Source organism: Streptomyces nitrosporeus (genome assembly GCF_008704555.1).
GTDB lineage: Bacteria > Actinomycetota > Actinomycetes > Streptomycetales > Streptomycetaceae > Streptomyces > Streptomyces nitrosporeus.
This window is the reverse complement of the sequence record NZ_CP023702.1, coordinates 7,414,672-7,431,882: the sequence shown is the minus strand read 5'-3', so window position 1 is coordinate 7,431,882 and position 17,211 is coordinate 7,414,672. Positions and strand designations below refer to the sequence as shown.

The following is a 17,211-nucleotide window of genomic DNA, read 5'->3' as shown; positions in this document are numbered from 1 at the left end:
GCGGAGGGGGGAGGGCTCCGACCCGGGGAGCGGGTGGCCCGCTTTTGGCATTAACCCGCGCATGCAATTATTGTTTACGCTTGCAACCACCGCACGCGGACCGGTTGTCCCGGTCCCCAGGAAGGAAGCACCATGTCCTCCGTACCCACCGTCACCCTCAACAACGGCGTCACCATCCCCCAGCTCGGCTTCGGCGTCTTCCAGGTCCCCGACGAGGAGACCACCGCGGCGGTCGCCGCCGCGCTCGACGCGGGCTACCGCTCCATCGACACCGCCGCCGTGTACGGCAACGAGGCCGGGGTCGGCCGGGCTCTGGCGGAGTCCGGGATCCCCCGCGAGGAGCTGTTCGTCACCACCAAGCTGTGGAACGCCGACCAGGGCTACGACGCGGCTCTGGCCGCCTTCGACTCCAGCCTGGAGAAGCTCGGTCTCGACCATGTGGACCTCTACCTGATCCACTGGCCCACCCCGGCCCGTGACCTGTACCCCGACACCTGGCGCGCCCTGGAGAAGCTGGTGGCCGACGGCCGGGTCCGGGCCGCCGGCGTCTCCAACTTCCAGCCGGCCCATCTGCGCCGGCTGATCGACACCGGCTCGCTCGTCCCCGCCGTCAACCAGATCGAGCTGCACCCCGGTCTGCAGCAGAGCGGACTGCGCTCCCTGCACGAGGAGTACGGCATCGCCACCGAGGCGTGGAGCCCGCTCGCCCAGGGCGCCCTGCTCGACGACGAGGTACTGCTCTCACTCGCCGCGCGTCACGGGAGGACACCGGCCCAGATCGTCCTGCGCTGGCACCTCCAGCTCGGCAACATCGTCATCCCCAAGTCGGTCACGCCCGCCCGGATCCGGCAGAACATCGACGTCTTCGGTTTCGAGCTCACGCCCGACGACATGGAAGCGATCGCCGGTCTGGACCGCGGTATGCGCACCGGCCCGGACCCCGACGAGTTCAACTGACCCGTGCGGCAGCGCCCCTGACCCCCTGCCGGCCACGTCCGCCCGCCCGCGGCCGGTACGGGCGCCGGGCGCGCGTCCGCACCGCCCGCCGCCCCCGCCCCCTTCCCGCTCCGGGCTTGCGCGTTCCGCCCCTCCCCCGGCCGGGTCCCGGCCGCCGCCCGGCGTTGTCAGTGGCCTCGCCTAGAGTTCCCGTCACTTGATCACTGCGGGTACGGGGAGGCACCGATGGGGTGGGTGGCGGCGGGCGATTACGAGATCGCCCTCGACGACGGCAAGGTGGTGTGCCGCAACGCGGCCGGGCGGAGGCTGAAGTCCGTTCCGGCCAGGCTCGCGGACGATCCGGCGGTCGTGGGGCTGCGGCAGCTCGCCGAGTGGCTCGAACGGCACGAGCGGCAGTGCCTGGCGGACGTCGAGCGGTGGATGACACGCTCGCTGCCCGTGCCGTCTGCCGTGGTGGCCCGTGTCTGGCCGGATCCCGCCTGGCAGGCGGCGCTGCGCGACCTCGTCGTCACGGGCCCCGGCGGAAGGGTCGCGGGTTTCCTCAGGGACGCGGACCCCGAGCGCGGTCTCGGCCTGGTCGACCTGGACGGGGACACGGTGCGCATCACGCCCGAGACCGTGCACATCCCCCACCCGGTCCTCCTGGAGGACCTGGCCGAACTGCGGGAGTTCGCCGTCGAACTCGGCGTCGAGCAGCGCGCCCAGCAGCTCTTCCGCGAGGTGTGGCACCGTCCGGCGGCCGTGGACGCCCGCAGCACCCAGGTCGAGGACTACGCGGGCGGTTCGTTCAAGGAGCTCCGCTTCCTGCACGGCAGGGCGGCCCAGCTGGGATACCGGGTGCGCGGCGGACACGCCGTGTGCTCCGTCCTGGAGGACGGCCGCACGGCCGAGGCCCGCGTGTGGATCGGTGACTACGAGAGCTACGAGGAGACCGAGACCGGTCCACTGGCCTGGGCCGGCCCCTCCGGCGGCACGCTGAGGCTGGATCAGGTGGGCCCCGTGGCCTGGTCCGAGGGCATGCGGATGGCGGCGTCCCTGTACGCCGGGCGGGACATCGAGGACGAGGAGCAGGCGGCATGAGCACGACGTACGACGACACCGCCGCGGCCGCGCTGCTGGAGGCGGGGGCCGTGCTGCTCCCCGGTGCCACCACGCGTGAGGACGCCGACACGCTGACCGTACGGTCCTACGGCCATCCCGCCCTGGACGGCCGGCGCGTGGTCCGGCTGGTGCCCGGCACGCTCGGCGAGGCGGAGGACCTGGCGCTGGAGTTCCTGGGTCTGGCCCGCGAGGCGAAGACGCCCGAGGTCGGGCAGGTGCGGCGGGAGACCCTCGGTTTCCCCGCCTGGGCGCTGGTCAACGACCCGGCCAACGGGCACCACGCACTGGCCCTGGTCAAGGACGTCGAGCGGCTCGCCCGCCAGGCCAAGTCCCGCCCGGGCAACGCGAAGGAGGGCTTCGAGGCCCTCGGGGCGCGGCTCGGCCGGGCGGTGCCGCACTTCCTGCCGACGTTCTACGAGCAGGCCGCGCGGGTCTTCCTCCGGTACGAGAACACGACGTACGCGTCCGCTTTCTTCGGCAAGGCGCGCGAGGCCGAGCGGGTGCACGCGCTCGCGGTCGACGAGGAGCGGCAGCGGGCCGTCTTCCTGGAGTTCGCCTTCGCCGGGGCGTTGACGGTCAAGGCGCTCAAGGAGTACGTGAAGGACCTCACCCGCCGGCTCGACGCCGCCACGGCGTGGGGCCAGTTCCGGCAGCTGACCGTGGAGCGCTGTGCGGCGGGGATGCCGCCGTACGCCTCGCTGCCGCAGGACGCCCGCGGGCTGATCAGGGCTGCCGGCCTGGACCGGGTGACCGAGGAGTGCGCGCTCGTCGCGGATCTGCTGGCCTCTCCGGCCGCCGTGCGGGCACCGGCCTCGTTCTGGACCGCCTACCGGTCCACGCTCGCGGTCCTCGCCGGGCACCGGCCGGCCGTGCGGGCCCGGCTGCTGGAGATCATGCCGACCGGTCTGGGCCGGGGCCTGGAGGACGACGAGTTCTGGCTTGCGGTGCTGGCGGAGAGCGGTGCGGAGGCCCTCCTCACCTCACCGGCCGGTGAGGAGCAGGGGGTGGACGCCGCCGACTGGCTGAGCCGCTGGGCACTGCACCGTAAGCACGGCGCGTCCTGGTCCCGCCCGTCCGCGGCCACCCTGGCGCTCGTCGGACGGATGGCCCCGCGCCTGCGGGCCGACGGGCGGCCCGTCGACCTGTTCACCGGCCGGTGGCACGCGGGGGCGGACCTCGACCTGCTGGACCTGTGCGTGGCCGAAGGCGTTCCGCTCACCCTGCCGGCCGACGACGTGGACGTGCATCTGGCGCTGGAGCACTGGCTCCTCCCCGGTGACGCGGCGGCGTCCGCCCGGCGCGATCTGACCGCCACCGCCGCCGACACCCGTTTCCGTGCCCTGCTGCACCGGGCCGTGGGCGCGCTGGGGGACAGCCGCAGGGCTTCGGGCAAGGTCATGACCGCCCTGTCGGAGCACCCGGTGCTCCGGGAGGTGGCCCGTGAGTGGCTGGAGGAAGCCGCCGGGACGTACACCCGCGCGGCCGGCCTGCCCGGCGCCCGCACGGCGCTCGACCGGATGCGGCCCTTCCGCGAGGTGGCCGCCGCGGTCGCCCCCGCCGCCGTCGCGCGCACCGCCGGGCACCCGCTCGCGCCGCTGCTGGGGCGTACCCTGCGCGCGGGCATCCTGGACGAGCTGGGCTGGCCCGCCCTGGAGAAGGCGCTGCGGCTGCTCGACGCCGAAGCCGCGAAGGGCGACAACGACACCCTGGGCGTCCACGAGGCCTGGCCCGCGCTGATCCTGGCCCGTCGCCGCAAGGCGGTCGTCGTCGGCCCCGGGGAGGTGCTGCTCGAACACGAACTGCACCTCCCGGACGACCTCGACCGCTGGCAGCGCCCCCGGTTCCGTTATGTGGACGGGGAACTGCTGGTGGCGTGGCGGCAGGGCAGCAAGCAGTCGGCCTACTGGTCGTCCCGCCCCCTGGAGGTGTTCACCCTCGGCGGTGAGCAGTTCGACGCCTGGTGGTCCGGGCACGACGTCCACCCCGTTTCCCTCCCGCTGCCCGGCGGCGGCCGTGCCACCGGCGGCCGTACGCTGCACGCGGGCGACACCGAACTGCCGTCCCGGCGTGCCGTGATCGGCGACGGGACGACGTTCTGGCGCCGGGGCCGGCAGGGCCGGCAGACCCTGTGGCTGGAGTACGACCCGGCCACCGGTACCCACGGGCGCGCGTCCCTGCCCGCCCTGCTGGGCTCCGGTGTCCGGGAGGGCGCCACCCTGCTCATGGACTCCTGCGAGGTGCTGCCCCTGCAACCCGGTCTGGAGCAGAGCCCGTTCGGCACGGACGGCGTGGTGCTCGGCCGCTGGGTGCGCAGGGAGGGCGAGGGCGCCGAGGCCCGGACGACGGCCGGGACACCGGACGGCAGGACGGTCACCCTGCGCGCGGACGGCGCCGGCCGGAGCGCGGGGATCCCTCTGGGCGCGCTGCGGCTGCCGGGGGGAGCCGCGCCGGCCGCCGCACTGCTGCACCAGCAGATCGGCCTGTTCGCCGGGGAGGCGGACTCCGGCGACGGGCTGCTCGGCAGGTTCACGCCGTGCGAGCGGGGCGGGGAGTTCGCCGCGGGCACCCGGCTCGTACCGCCGGCCGCCTTCTGGCACGCGCTGCGTCCGCGCGACGAACAGGGTTCGGCCGTGCTGCGCTCCCTGACCGACGAGCGGGCGGAAGAGCTGCTGCGCACCGCCGGGAAGGCACTGGCCGAGCGGCAGGAGGCGCTGACCCGCGCCGGGGCCGACAAGGCCGCTGTGGCCGCCGTACCCTCCGCGGACAAGGTGGCGGCGGACGCGGTGGCCGGGGTCCTGCCGGGCCTCGACGGGGCGCTGCTGAGTGGTGTCCGCTCCCTCGTCCGTTCGGCTCTGCACCTCGCCGGCTCGGCGGCCGCCTTCGCGGCGCCCGAGGCCGAGCGGCCGAAGCCCTCCCGGCGGACGGCGGGCATGTTCGCCGACTACGCGCCCGAGCACGGCGAGGACCGCGTGCTGCACGACGCGACGTCCCGGATGGCCGATATGCGCGGCTGGTGGGGTACCGCGCGGTGGAGCGTGCTGCGCCAGGTCCGCGCGGTGAACCATGTGCTGTCCGGGAAGCCCGCGGACGGCAGGCCCCTGCCCCAGGACGGCCGGCCGGCCGTCCTGGACGGCGGCTGGCGCAGCGAGGAGCGCACGGTCCCCGACATCGGCATGGGATGGACGCACGCTCTCTCCGCGCTGCGGCCGCTCGCCTACCGGGCGGCCTCGCCCTCCCTGGACACGCCCCGGCGCGAGGGGCTCCTCCTGCTGTTCGACGCGATCCTCGAAGGGCCGCTCGCCACTCCCCAAGGGGTGCTCCGGGAGGTCGTGCTGAGTGAGCCGCGCGGCAAACAGCAGCGGGCGGGGCAGGTGCTGCGTCTCGGCGGGCGCACCGTGGTCGTGCTCGGCTGCCGGAACGTCGACCCGCAGCACGACCGGGTCAACTGGCTGGCGCTGGACCACGACCCGTCCGGGGTCTTCGGGGCGGTCGCCCATTTCACCCTGGACCACGAGGTGCGGCACGCCCCGGCGATCGCCGCCGGGCATCTGGCGGCCGTCGTGCGGCTGGTCCGGGACAAGGGCCCCGCCCCCTGGCGGCCCGAGGCGGCCGAGGCGTTCGAGACCGCCACCGACGGCCGGTTCGGCCCGCTCCAGAGCACCGTGCTCCTCGCCGCCCTGCCCTACCGGCCGGCCGCGGCGGAACTCGGCACCATCGGCCTGAAACAGCGTCAGCTGGACACCGGCGACGGACTGCTCGGCTCGGTGGGCGGCGGGGACCTGCTGGCGCTCGTCGGTTCGCTGCTGCCCGCCGACCCCGCCGGTCTGTGGACCTCGGGCCCGGACACCGCGGCGGCCGGCCTCGTCTGTTCGGAGCGGCTCGGCCATCTGGTCCGCCTGCCGGAGGACCTCGCCGGGCAGCTCACGACGGTGGACACCGCCGCCGCGGAGGCGGTGCTGAACCCGCGGCACACCCCCTGGCTGAGCCGTACCACGGTCCAGCGGCACGACAAGGACGGCGACCTGGTCGCCGACGACCCCTCGGCCGTTCCCGGCCGGCACGCGGTCCAGCACGCGGCCGGCGCCCTGGCCGCGCTCGCCTACGCCCTGCCGTACGGCCACCCGCTGCGCGCGACGCTGCCGGACTCCCTGGCAGCGCTGCGCCGTCGTGTCGCCGACCCGGGACTGCTGCTCGACCTGGGCGTCGAGTGGACGGAGCAGGGACATCACACCGCCGCCGAGCTCCGCAAGGCGTACGGGATGCCCGCCACGGGAGGGGCCGACGCCCAGGGCTTCACCCGGATCGGCGAGGCCCTCGTCCTGCGGCCCTGGTACCGGGACGCCGAGACCGTCCTGGTCCGCCCGGCCGGTCTCTCCGGCCCCGACGACGAGGTGTTCGGCCTCCTCGAAGGGCTGACGGGCACCGGACGCGCCCAGGGGCCGGCGGCGCTGCGGGCCGTCCTGGGCGACGGTCTCGCCCGGGCCGTCGCGGCGGGCGCCGGGCAGCCGGCGGGGTACGCGCAGGACCCGGCGGTCAGCGTGCCCGCGCTCGTCGCCGAGGTCGCGGCGGCGTACGGAGTGGGCGAGGACGCGGCCGCCCTCTACCTCCAGTTGCTGGCTCTGCCGGACCCCACGGACCGCAACCGCGCCCTGTGGACGGGCTGGAAGCCGGCACGGGCCAAGAAGGCCCGTACCGAACTGGCCGCGACCGGCCTCGTCGTCGAGGCCAAGCGCTCACGCGCCGGCCGGACCCTCTTCCTGCCCGGCGGCTGGCTCGACCTCAAGTCGCCCGCCCTGCCGGTGGAGAGCTGGAAGGAAGGGCTCTACCCGGTCCACGCCCACCAGCGGACCGTGCCGTGGATTCCCGTGGCCGAGCTCTTCGCACGCGCCTGGGAGCGGGTGCTCGCCCAGGACGCGCCGGCGTACGAACAGCTCACCACCCGCAGCGCCCGCAAGGGCCGCCGGTGAGTGCGGCCCGCCCCGGCGGACGGCCCGGTGCCCGGTGCGGCACCGGGTCCCCGCGGCCGGCACCGGCCGGCACCACCCGTCCCCGTACCGCCCCATGTACCACCCAGAGAGGCCCCCTTTGATGACCACCGCCCTCGCTGCCGGGGCGACCCGGCAGATCGTGCCGCCCGAGGACCTGTACGCGACGGAACTGGCCTTCCTCGCCACGTACGACACCGGGCCGCGCCCGCCCTCCTGGCGGCTCACGCCGCGGGCCGTCGTCACCTTCGTCATGGGCAGTGGCGGGCAGGCCCTGAAGCTGCCCGACGAGGCCGGGGCTCCCGCGGGAGTACCGCGCCGGCTCGTGGTGGCGGGCAAGTTCGTCGGTGACCGCGCCCTGGTCGAACGGTGTGTCGTCACGCTCGCCGGTGAGCGCGGCCTGCTGCTCGTCGGTGAGCCCGGTACCGCCAAGTCGATGCTGTCCGAGCTGTTGTCCGCCGCCGTGTGCGGGACCAGCGGGCTGGTGGTGCAGGGCACGGCCGGCACGACCGAGGACCAGCTGAAGTACGGCTGGAACTACGCCCTGCTGCTGGCGCAGGGGCCCAGTCCGCGGGCGCTGGTGCCCTCCCCGGTGCTCACGGCGATGAACCGGGGGGCCATAGCCCGGGTCGAGGAGGTCACCCGCTGCCTGCCGGAGGTGCAGGACTCGCTCGTCTCGTTGCTGTCGGAGCGCCGTATCGCGGTCCCCGAACTGGCGGGTACGGACGGCGCCCTGGCGCACGCCGTGCCGGGGTTCGGTCTCATCGCCACCGCCAACCTGCGTGACAAGGGCGTGTCCGAGATGTCCGCCGCGCTCAAGCGCCGTTTCAACTTCGAGACCGTGGGGCCCATCCCGGACCTCGACGCGGAGACCGCGCTGGTGCGTTCCCAGGCCAGAGCCTCCGTGGAGCGGGCCGGTGCGGCCTTCCGGGTGGACGACGCCGTCCTGGAGGCGCTGGTCACCGCCTTCCGCGATCTGCGCGAGGGGCGGTCGGCGGAGGGCTGGGAGGTCGAGCGGCCCTCGACGGTGATGAGCACGGCCGAGGCCGTGGCCGTGGCCGGTGCGCTGGGGCTCGCGTCGGCGTACTTCCCCGGTGACCGTGATGTGCTGGGCCTGCTGCCCGGTCATCTGCTGGGTGTGGTCCGCAAGGACGATCCGGCGGACGCCGCCCGGCTGCGCGGCTACTGGGACGGTCCGGTGCGGCGCCGTGCCGAACAGGGTGCCGCGACCTGGCGCACCCTGTGGGACCTGCGCACGGTTCTGGAGGACTGACCGCCGTGTCCCTCGCCCCCGTCTCCCCCGAGGCGGCCCTCGCCGCCCTGACCGGCCCGGCGGCGCCGTACCTCATCGGTGTGCGGCACCACGCGCCGTCCCTGGCCGCGGTGGTGCCCGCGCTCCTCGACGGGGCCGGGCCCGACGTGCTGCTCGTCGAGCTCCCGGCCGATCTGCAGGAGTGGCTGCCCTGGCTCGCGCACGAGGAGACGCGCGCGCCGGTCGCCCTGGCCGCGGCTCCCGACGACGGCCGGGGTCCCGCCTTCTATCCCTTCGCCGACTTCTCACCCGAGCTGGCCGCGGTCCGCTGGGCCGCCCGGCGGGGTGTGCGGGTGGTCGCCTGCGACCTCCCGCTGGCCGGCCGGGCCGGTGAGGAGGCGGAGCCGTCGGAAGCGGAACCGGCACACGGAGCCGGCGGCCGGGAGCACACCGCAGGGCCGGCCGCCGCCCTGCGCGCGGGTCTCACCGGCCGGGCCGGTGACGATCTGTGGGACCGGCTGGTGGAGGCCGCCGCACCGGGGTCGCCGCCGGAGGCGCTGCGCAGGGCCGCCCTGCTCACGGGGTGGGCGCTGCGGGAGGACGCGGCCGCGTCCCACGGGATCGGTCCGCTGGACCTCCGGCGTGAGCGGTGGATGCGGTCCTGTCTGGCCGCCGCCACCGCGGGCGGTGAGCGGGCCGCGATGGTGGTGGGCGCCTTCCACGCGCCGGCGCTGGTGCCCGCGGCCCAGGCGGGACCGCCCGCCGGCGGGCGCCGCCCCGAGGGGCCCTCTGCCGGCCTGGCCGGGGAGGCTTCGCCGGATCCGCGGGCGCCGGGGGACGGCCCGGTCTGGACGGCGTCCCTCATCCCCTACACCTACGCGCTCCTCGACGAGCGTTCCGGGTATCCGGCGGGCATCCGCGATCCCGAGTGGCAGCATCTGGTCCTGGAGGCGGCGGGTGACCCGGCCGCGCTGGAGGAGGCGCTGACGCGCGCGGCCGTGGGGATCTGCGCCGGACTGCGGGCACTGGGCCATCCGTCGGGCCCCGCCGACGCCCGGGAGATCACCCGGTTCGCGGGGGACCTGGCCCGGTTGCGCGGGCTGCCCGCCGCGGGCCGGGGTGAGCTGGTCGAGGCGGTCCAGACGGTCCTGGCCCAGGGCGAGCCGTACGGCCGGGGGCGGGCCGTCGCCCTGGCGATGGAGAAGGTCCTGGTCGGCTCGCGGACCGGGCGGCCCGCGCCGGAAGCACCGCGCAGCGGTCTCGCCCCCGCGGTGGAGGCGGAAGCCGCCGCTCTGGGGCTCCCCGGACCGGCCGGTTCCGGGTCCGGCCCGGCCCGGGACCTGCGGCTCGATCCGCTCCGGTCCGAGCTGGACCGGCGCCGCGAGCTGCTGCTGCGCCGGCTCTCGGTGTGCGGGGTGCCCTACGCCGAAGCGAAGGAGGTCGTCGGCGCGGGCGGGGCGGACGCTCTCACCTCACGCTGGGAGGTGCGCTGGACGCCGGCCACGGCGGCCATGCTGACCGCGGCCGGTGTCCGGGGCATCACCCCCGCACAGGCCGCCGAAGGCGTGCTGCGCGGACGGCGCCGCGCCGAGCGTGCGGAGGGCGGGCCCACCGCCGCGCAGGCCCTGGACGGTCTGGAACGGGCCGCCGGGTGCGGCCTGCCCGTCCTCACCGCCGAGCGGCTGGACGACGTCGCCGAGGTGCTGCCGGGTTCGGGCACCCTGCCCGAGCTCCTGGCCGCGCTGAGCCTGCTGGACCGGCTGCGGGCGGGCCACGTCCCGGGGCTGGACACCGACGAGGACCGGACCCGCCGGGCGGACGTGGTGGCCGGGTCGCTGACGGCGGCGGCGGTGCGCCAGGTGGACGGCCTGGCCGGCGCCGAGGACCCCGCCGACGCCCACGCCCTGCTCGAACTCGCGCACCGTGCGGACCCGTTGGGCGGGATACGGCTCACCGAGTCCCTCGCCCGGCTCGCGGCCGACGGCTCCCCGCTGATGCGCGGCGCCGCGGGTGCCGTACGGGTCCTGCTGGGCCACGCGGAACCGGCCGAGCTGGGACTCCGGGCGGCGGCCTGGCTGGACACGGCGTACGGCCCGGAGTCCCGGGCGGCCCTCACCGCCCGGCTGACCGGGCTCCTGAGCGCGGCGGGACCCCTGCTGGAGTCGGCGGCGCCCGCGCTGGAGCCGTTGCTCGACCGGGTGTCCGAACTGTCCGACCGGGACTTCCTCGACCGGCTCCCCGCCCTCCGCGGCGGCTTCGACACACTCAGCCCCGCTGCCCGCGACCGTCTTCTGGACGTCGTCGAGGAGCGTCTGGGGGAGGGTCTCGTGGCGGACACCGGTCCGGTCGACCCGGCGGCCCTGGCCGCCTGGACCGCGGCGGACCTGACGGCCCGCGAGGTGCTGGAGGCCCTGGATCTGCTCCCGCCGCACGCGCGGGGGACGGACCACGGCTCCCCCGTCGGCGACGGGGACGTCCGCGGTCGGGGGTGTGCCCCCGGCGGGGGACGCCGTACCGCCCCGGACGGGGAGCACCGGATAGCGCCGGCCGACCGCTGGCGCCTCGTCCTGGGCCGCCGGACCGGCGGCCTGCCGGGCCGGGCCGGGCGGCTGGCCACCGCGCTGGACGAGCTCTACGGCAGCGGGCGCGGTGAGGGGAGCCGGGGCGGTCTGTCCGTCACGGGCCGGGGCGGCGGCGGCCGCGAGGCGCCCTACCCCGGTGTGCGGGAGTGGTCCGAGGAGCTGGCCGCCCTGTTCGGGCCCGGCATCCGCGAGGAGGTGCTGGCCGCGGCCGCCTCGGCGGGCCGGCGGGACGTGTTCGCCGAGCTCGACCCGGACCGTGTACGGCCGTCGGTCGACCTGCTGCGCTCGGTGCTCCGGCACGCCGGAGGGCTGCCCGAGGCCCGGCTCGCCGCGCTGCGCCCGCTCGTCCGCCGGCTGGTCGACGCGCTGACCCGGCAACTGACCACACAGCTGCGCCCCGCGCTGCACGGGAGCGTGCTGCCGCGACCGGGCAGACGGCCCGGTGGCGGTCTCGACCTGCCCCGGACGCTCCGTGCCAACCTGGCCACGGCACGGCGCGGACCGGACGGCACGGTGCTGGTGATTCCCGACCGCCCGGTCTTCCGCACCCGTGCCCGCCGCGCCGCGGACTGGCGGCTGGTGCTGGTGACCGATGTGTCGGGTTCCATGGAGCCGTCCACGATCTGGGCCGCGCTCACGGCTTCGGTGCTGGCGGGGGTACCCGCCCTCTCCACCCACTTCCTGGCCTTCTCCACCGAGGTCATGGACCTCACCGGCCATGTGGACGATCCGCTGTCCCTGCTGCTGGAGGTGAGCGTGGGCGGCGGGACGCACATCGCGGCGGGGCTGCGGCACGCCCGTGAGCTGGTCACGGTGCCCTCCCGCACCCTCGTCGTGGTCATCAGCGACTTCGAGGAGGGCTATCCGGTCGGCGGTCTGCTCGCCGAGGTCCGCGCCCTGGCCGGCGCGGGGTGCCATGTCCTGGGCTGCGCGAGTCTCGACGACTCGGGCCGCCCCCGGTACTCCACCGGCGTCGCCGCGCAGCTGGTCGCCGCGGGCATGCCGGTGGCCGCTCTCAGCCCGCTCGAACTCGCCCGCTGGGTAGGGGAGAAGATCTCTTGAACACGGCCCTTCCGCCCGTCGCCCCGTCGGTGACCGCCGAGCTGGTGGCGGGTCTGCCGCCCCGGCTGGGCAAGCGGCTGGACGCGGGTGTCGGCAGACTCGCCGGTCTGCCCGTCGTCCGGGACGGCGACACGGTGTCCATAGTCCTCGACGACGCCACCCGCCTCGAACTCCACGCGCCGGACGGCGCCGTGCGCAGCGCGGACGCGATCCGCTGCGGCTGTCTGCTGGCCCCGGCCTGTCTGCACCGCGCCGCCGCGGCCTCGGCCGCACCGGTCGCCGCGCCGGGAGCCGACGAGGACACAGTCACGGACACGGACACGGACATGGGCACGGACACGAGCGCGGACTCCGGTGCCGGCAACGGTGCTCCGGCGGCCGGAATGCCGCCGGCCGGGGCCCCGCCGGCCTCCGCCGTATCAGGAGCCCCGCCCCGTCCGGGTGCGGCGGGGCGGGTGGACCGGGCGGAGGAAACGGACCGGGCGGACCCCGCCGGGGCGACGGGCCCCGCGGCCGGGGAGGTGGCCGCACCGGACCAGCGTGAGGCGGCCGGCGCCCTGTACGACGCGGCGGCCGCGGTGCTGGAGGCGGGTGCCGACGGCTCCGGGGCGGTGCTCCAGGCGGGGCTGCTGCGGGCCTCGCACACCGCCCGGCTGGCCGGCCTCCCCCGGCCCGCGGCCTCGGCGGTCTCGGCGGTCAACGCGCTCCGCGCGGCCCGTGGCGCCGACCCGGCCTACCGCCTCGCCGATCTCGTCACGGCGCTGTGCGAGACCCTGTCCGTGTCCCACCGGGTGCCGTCGGCCGCCGGTCCTGAGCTGGCGGCCCTGCGCGGTACCGCACGCCGGCGGTACGCGCCGGACGGGTCGCTGCGCCTGTACGGGCTCTTCTGCGAGCCCGTGTTCACGGCGACCGGGTACGCGGGGGCCGTGACCTGGACCGCCGATGCCGAGGGGCGTCTCCTCACGGTGCCGGACGTGGCGCCGGGGGGTGTGGGCCGGGCGACGGGGGCGGCCGACCGCGCCGTGCGTGTCGGCGACACGTCCCTGACGCACCGTGAGCTGTCCCGGGCCGGTCTCGTGGTGTCCGGCGCCACCGTGTCCCCGACGGGGAGGCTCGGGGCGGGAGCGAGGGTACGGGCGGTACGGGCGTCCGGCGCCGGCTGGGACGAGCCTCCGCTCGACCGGCTGTGGGCCGCGCCCGTCGCCGGCCAGATCGCCCGCGCGCTGGACGGCGAGGGGCACGGTCTGCTCTTCCTGGACGTCACCGTCCTCGGTACGGCACGGGAGGCGGCGGGTGACGTCCTGCTCGCCGGCTGCGGCGGGCTGACGGTGCGGCTGGCCGCCGCCCACGACGACCCGGGGCTCCCCCACCGTGACAACCTGCGCCGTCTGGCCGGCGCGGTGGGGAGCCGCCTGCGGGTGATCGCCCGGCTCAGTCCGGCGCCGTATCCGCGTGCCCTGCTCCTGGCGAGCAGTCACCCCACGGACCGGGCCAGGCGCGTGGACATGGGGCTGGACCGGCTCCAGCAGGCCGATCTGCCCGCCCCGCGCCCCGCGGGCGGGGTGGCCGTGCCGCCCGCGGCGGACGGGGCTCCGCTGCATCTGCTGCGCCGCCGCGTCCACCAGGCGGTGTCCGGCGGGCGACGGGTACTGGCTTTCCCGGGGAGCGACGCGGGCGACGGCCGCCGTCTGCGGGCGCACGGTCTGGCCACCGCGGCGGAGCTCCTGGAGGCGTTGCGGGCGGGGGCCGCGGACCGTTCCCGCGATGCGTTCGGCCGTCTGCTCCCGGCCGACGCCGGCCGGTTCGCGCGCGTGTGGCTCGCCGCCGCCCGGTACACCGAGGAGATCGACCGCGCGCTGTGCGCCGCGGCGTGGGAGGACGTACCGGCCGCCGCCCCCGGCACCTGAACCCCGCCCCCGCCGTCCCCCGCCCCTGGTACCGACCGCCGCCCGCCGCCCCGCCCCGGTACCGGTCTCCGCTTCCGCGGCCCGTCCACGGACAGAGAGGCCATTGCGCTCGCCCCCTGCCATACGGTGTGATCATCTCCTCACTCCCCTGGCAGAAGGCGGTTCCGCATGGCCCTGTTCGACCTCCCCCTCGACGAACTGCGCACCTACCGCAGCCGTTCGGCCGAGCCCGAGGACTTCGACGCGTTCTGGTCGGCGACGCTCGACGAGGCCCGGACCCACGCTCTGGACGCCCGCTTCGAGCCGCTGACGGACACCGGCCTGAAGACGGTCGAGGTGTACGACGTGACGTTCGCGGGTTTCGGCGGGCACCCGGTGAAGGGCTGGTTCCTCGTACCGGCGGGCGCCACCGGGCCCCTGCCGGTCGCCGTGGAGTTCATCGGCTACGGCGGGGGGCGCGGCCTGCCGCACTCGCACCTGCTCTGGGCCTCGGCCGGTATCGCGCACTTCGTGATGGACAGCCGGGGCCAGGGCAGCGGCTGGGCTCCCGGCCACACCGCGGACCCCGTTGGGAGCGCTCCCTCGCTGCCCGGCTTCATGACCCGGGGCATAGAGGACCCGTCCACGTACTACTACCGCCGGCTGATCACGGACGGCGTGCGCGCCGTGGAGGCGGCCCGTTCGCACCGGCTGGCCGATCCGTCCCGTACCGCCGTGGTCGGCGCGAGCCAGGGGGGCGGGCTGGCCCTCGCGGTCGGCGGGCTGGTCCCTGACCTGGCGGCGGTCGCACCGGACGTCCCCTTCCTCTGCGACTTCCCCCGGGCCACCCGTATGACGGACCGGATGCCCTACCGCGAGATCGGGGACTACCTCAAGACCCACCGGGGCCGTACCGAGCAGGCCGACCGGACGCTGGCGTACTTCGACGGGGTGCACTTCGCGGCCCGGGGCCGGGCTCCCGCCCTGTTCTCGGTGGCCCTGGAGGACCAGACCTGCCCGCCGTCCACGGTGTTCGCCGCGTTCAACGCGTACGCGCACCCGGAGAAGGAGATCGAGGTGTACGACTTCAACGACCACGAGGGCGGTGGCGCGTTCCAGCAGGCCGTACAGCTCGCACGGCTGCCCCGGCTGCTGAAGGCCTGACCTCCGCGCGCGGCCCGTCCCCCTCTTGACCCATACCGCCGAGGAGCCTAAATTTCCCCGGAGAAAGCGCTTACCATCCGGTGGGCGCGCCCTTCTCCTCGCACCTCAGGGGGTGTTTGTCACGCCCAGCCATGGTTCCGGCCGCGGGCCGGTACGGGTCGCGGTGGTCGGCACCGGCGCGATCGCGCGCGTCAGCCATCTGCCCGCGCTGACGGCACTCGCGGCCGAGCAGCCGCTGGAGATCGTCGCCGCGGTCGATGTGTCGGCGGACGCCGCCGAGTCCTTCCGCGCGGACGCGGGTATCGCCCACGCGTACACGGACCTCGACCGGATGCTCGCCGAACAGCGGCCCGACCTGGTGACGCTGTGCACCCCGCCGCGCTTCCACCGTGACCAGACGGTGGCGGCGCTGCGGGCCGGGGCCTGGGTGTGGTGCGAGAAACCGCCGTGCCCGTCGCTGGAGGACTTCGACGCGATCGAGGCGGCGGAGGGCGCGGACGGCGGGCCGTACGCGTCGATCGTCTTCCAGCACCGCTTCGGCTCGGGATCCCGGCATGTGCGGGAGCTGCTGGCCCGGGGCGCGCTGGGGCGGCCGCTGGTGGTGCACTGCCAGACCACCTGGTACCGGGACCAGGCGTACTACTCCGTTCCCTGGCGGGGTTCCTGGGCCGACGAGGGCGGCGGCACGACGATGGGGCACGGCATCCACCAGATGGACCTGCTGCTCGACCTGCTCGGGCCGTGGGCCGAGATCCGCGCGATGGCGGGGCGGCTGGTGCACGACATCGAGACGGAGGACGTCTCCACGGCCCTGGTCCGTTTCGGGAACGGCGCGTTGGCCACGGTCGTCAGCAGCGCGCTGTGCCCGGACGAGGTCAGCCGGATCCGGATCGACTGCGCGCGTGCGACGGTCGAGCTCACCCATCTGTACGGGCACCGCAACGCGGACTGGCGGATCACGCCCGCACCGGGGGTGTCCGCCGGGGAGGCGGCGGCCTGGCAGGACTTCGGCGCCGACGAGCCCAGTTCGCACGAGGTCCAGCTGCGCGGGCTGCTGGCCGATCTGCGGGCCGGGCGCAGACCGCGCAGCAGTGGGGACGACGGGCGCAAGAGCCTCGAACTGGTCACCGCCCTCTACAAGGCGGCCTTCACCGGTGCCACCGTCCAGGCCGGCGAGATCGTGCCGGGCGATCCCTTCTACAGCGCCCTGCACGGCGGTGTCCCGGGCTGGGCGCCCGGCGGAGCGGCGAAGGCCGCCCCGTGACGGCCGGGCTCGGGCTCGTCCACCGGCACGGAGAGCGCCTGACGGTGACGGTGGCGGACACCGGCGCCGAACTCCTCAGTTACGTCTACCGGGCCGAGGCCGCCTGGGAGGCCCCGAAGCCGTACATACATCCGCTGCGCACCCTGGCGGGCCGGGTGGTGACGGACTACCGGCCCAACGACCACCGCTGGCACAAGGGCCTGCAGATGACCGCGTCGCACCTGTCGGGCCAGAACCTGTGGGGCGGGAACTCCTATGTGCACGGCGAGGGGTACCTCGCGCTGCCCGGACGCGTCGGTTCGATGGCGCACGCGGGTTTCGACGAGGTGGCGGCGGGCGACGGCAGGGCCCGCTTCACCGAGCGGCTGACCTGGCATCCGTACGGCGGCGGGCTGTGGGCGGACGAGACGCGCCGCATCGAGGTGCACGACGTGGACCCGGCGGACGGAAGCTGGGCGCTGACCTGGTCGTGTGCCGTGACGAACCGGCGTGAGGAGCCTCTGCGTTTCGGCAGTCCGACGACGCAGGGACGCCCGGACGCCGGCTACACCGGGCTGTTCTGGCGGGGCCCGCGGGCCTTCGCGGGCGGGCGCGTCCTCGGCCCGGACGCCGAGGGGCCGGGGATGATGGGGCGGCAGGCGCCCTGGCTGGCGTACTGCGGGGAGCACGACGGGGTGGACGGGCACGCGACGCTCGTCTTCGCCCACTCCCCCGAGAACGACCACACCGGCGCGGGCGGCGGGCATCCGGCGCACTGGTTCGTGCGCGACTCCCCGTACGCGGCGGTCGCCCCGTCGCTCGCGTTCCACGAGGAGCTGGTCCTGGAGCCGGGGGCGACCCTGACCCGCCGTTACCGGGTGCTGGTCGCGGACGGGGAGTGGGACCGCGCGCGCGTCGCGGCCCGGCTGGACGCCCTGGCCTGGTGAGGCGCGCCCGGCAGGACGGCCCCGGCCGCCGG

9 protein-coding genes are annotated in these 17,211 nt (G+C 75.8%); all 9 read left to right on the top strand.

What is annotated here, in order from left to right; translation table 11 throughout:
- The first annotated feature begins 132 nt into the window (after nt 1-132).
- The 9 genes from CP967_RS33060 (at nt 133) to CP967_RS33020 (ending at nt 17,179) form a co-directional block, all read left to right on the top strand.
- A complete protein-coding gene (locus CP967_RS33060; RefSeq protein ID WP_150491495.1) occupies nt 133-957 on the top strand; it encodes an aldo/keto reductase in 825 nt (274 codons plus the stop codon).
- A 225-nt stretch (nt 958-1,182) separates the two neighbouring features.
- A complete protein-coding gene (locus tag CP967_RS33055) occupies nt 1,183-2,037 on the top strand; it encodes a DUF4132 domain-containing protein (protein ID WP_150491494.1) in 855 nt (284 codons plus the stop codon).
- Nucleotides 2,034-7,025 carry a hypothetical protein gene (locus CP967_RS33050; RefSeq protein ID WP_150491493.1) on the top strand — a complete coding sequence of 1,664 codons (4,992 nt, stop codon included), beginning with the start codon at nt 2,034-2,036 and terminating at the stop codon, nt 7,023-7,025. Before CP967_RS33055 ends, CP967_RS33050 begins: the two co-directional genes overlap by 4 nt.
- Nucleotides 7,026-7,146: 121 nt before the next feature.
- Nucleotides 7,147-8,316, top strand: a complete 1,170-nt coding sequence (locus CP967_RS33045; RefSeq protein ID WP_150491492.1) for an ATP-binding protein — start codon at nt 7,147-7,149, stop codon at nt 8,314-8,316.
- A gap of 5 nt (nt 8,317-8,321) precedes the next feature.
- Nucleotides 8,322-11,939 carry a DUF5682 family protein gene (locus CP967_RS33040; RefSeq protein WP_229888449.1) on the top strand — a complete coding sequence of 1,206 codons (3,618 nt, stop codon included), beginning with the start codon at nt 8,322-8,324 and terminating at the stop codon, nt 11,937-11,939.
- Nucleotides 11,936-13,846 carry a hypothetical protein gene (locus CP967_RS33035; RefSeq protein ID WP_150491490.1) on the top strand — a complete coding sequence of 637 codons (1,911 nt, stop codon included), beginning with the start codon at nt 11,936-11,938 and terminating at the stop codon, nt 13,844-13,846. Before CP967_RS33040 ends, CP967_RS33035 begins: the two co-directional genes overlap by 4 nt.
- 168 nt (nt 13,847-14,014) lie before the next feature.
- Nucleotides 14,015-14,989 (top strand): acetylxylan esterase, encoded by a 975-nt coding sequence (locus CP967_RS33030; protein WP_150491489.1) that lies wholly within the window; start codon nt 14,015-14,017, stop codon nt 14,987-14,989.
- 112 nt (nt 14,990-15,101) lie between these two features.
- Complete coding sequence (locus tag CP967_RS33025) at nt 15,102-16,253, top strand: Gfo/Idh/MocA family protein (protein WP_150491488.1); 1,152 nt, start codon at nt 15,102-15,104, stop codon at nt 16,251-16,253.
- Nucleotides 16,250-17,179 (top strand): DUF6807 domain-containing protein, encoded by a 930-nt coding sequence (locus tag CP967_RS33020; RefSeq protein ID WP_150491487.1) that lies wholly within the window; start codon nt 16,250-16,252, stop codon nt 17,177-17,179. Before CP967_RS33025 ends, CP967_RS33020 begins: the two co-directional genes overlap by 4 nt.
- Nucleotides 17,180-17,211 lie beyond the last annotated feature (32 nt).